Source organism: Sporolactobacillus inulinus (assembly GCF_006539285.1).
GTDB lineage: Bacteria > Bacillota > Bacilli > Bacillales > Sporolactobacillaceae > Sporolactobacillus > Sporolactobacillus inulinus.
Map to the genome: position 1 here is coordinate 1 of NZ_BJMS01000204.1, position 1,393 is coordinate 1,393.

The 1,393-nt window shown below is 42.8% G+C and carries 1 protein-coding gene; it reads right to left on the reverse strand.

Annotated features, from left to right (window positions below):
- Positions 1 to 155 precede the first annotated feature (155 nt).
- Complete coding sequence (locus SIN01_RS14710; RefSeq protein ID WP_039744313.1) at positions 156 to 1,283, reverse strand: IS4 family transposase; 1,128 nt, start codon at positions 1,281 to 1,283, stop codon at positions 156 to 158.
- Positions 1,284 to 1,393 lie beyond the last annotated feature (110 nt).

Consider the following 1,393-nt stretch of genomic DNA (forward strand, 5'->3'; position numbering starts at 1 on the left):
ACTAGCGTTGCATGAATTTTAAGAGAATATTCGGAAATTATATTTTTTCTGCCAAAACTAAAAAAGTTAATGTCCACCTAAAAGGTGACTCGATCCATTTTACAGTTTTATCCAGTTAATCAGTGTCAAGGTGTCGACAGCCTTTAAAGGTGCCCTTAGGTTACTCGTTTCCGTTTCTCCATTTGAAAACGAATACGGCGGAACCATTGCTCACAGGATTTCCAAAGCACAGCTTTGAACCATCGGGTCAGTTGAAGAACTGAACGCGTTGTTTCAAGTTTCTGCTGAATCAAAACGAATAGACTGTAATGAATCAATGCCAAAAGTAGTTGATTTTGGACAGCCGTCTCACTTTGTCCATAAAACGTTCGAATCCGTACATGTTGTTTCAGCCATTTGAAGAAAAGTTCGATGGCCCATCGATGGCGATAGACATCACTGATTTCTGTCGCCGACAAGTCAAAGCGATTGGTGATGATCCGGATGTTCTTACCCTGATCGTCTTTAGCCACGATTAGACGGAAGGCATTTTCCGTTTGGTTTTGAACGCCGCCCAGCAGGATCATTTGATCCGATAAAATAGAACTTTTCTCGGGTACTTTATAGTCGTGCAGGACATGGATTACGGCGTTCTTTTTTAAACGGGAAGCAAAGAACATCCCCTCTTCTGAAAAACGATCAAAGGCCTGGTAGTCCACATAGCCTCGATCAAAGACATACATGGCTTCTTTCTCGTCAACGAGCACATCGAGTTGCGAGCGGTCATTGACTTGAGCTGATGTAAGGACTGCTTTTTCCGGAAACACTTGCCCTTTTCCCATAAAGACAAGGCGAAGGTGCAGCTTGACACCGGCTTTGGTTTTGCGAAAGTGAGCCCATGGATATCGCTGAGCATTCAGGGGTATCGTCGTCGAATCCACAACCTTAAGCCGTTCATCAATTTTGGGCGCTCGTTTGCCTTTAATTTTGGCGACGAGATCAAGAAAGATCGTCATCAACAGTTGAGGGTCAACCGAGTTATTTTTTCTTGAGAGTTGTGAGGCGCTGATCGACGAAAGACCCGTTGCTTTCTGAAGCTCTTCACCTAAGACACAGTCCGAAATCGAACGCAGACTGTCTTCTTTCTGAAGATGAGCATACAGAAAAAGGGTCATATAGGCCTTTGTCGTCAGCTTTTTCACATACTTGTCACCGCCGGTTTGTCCGAGTGTTTCGTCAAGCTGTTTAAAATCTATCTGATTTAACCATTGCGAAAATGAAGAGAGATGTGTATTCTTATCCATGCGTAAATCCTTTTCTTTGGATTTGGATAGAATCACCTATCCTTCCATTGTAAAGGATTTTTTTGTTGGCTAACCACCTTAAATCCGAACATTCCTAGTATTTTGAATCA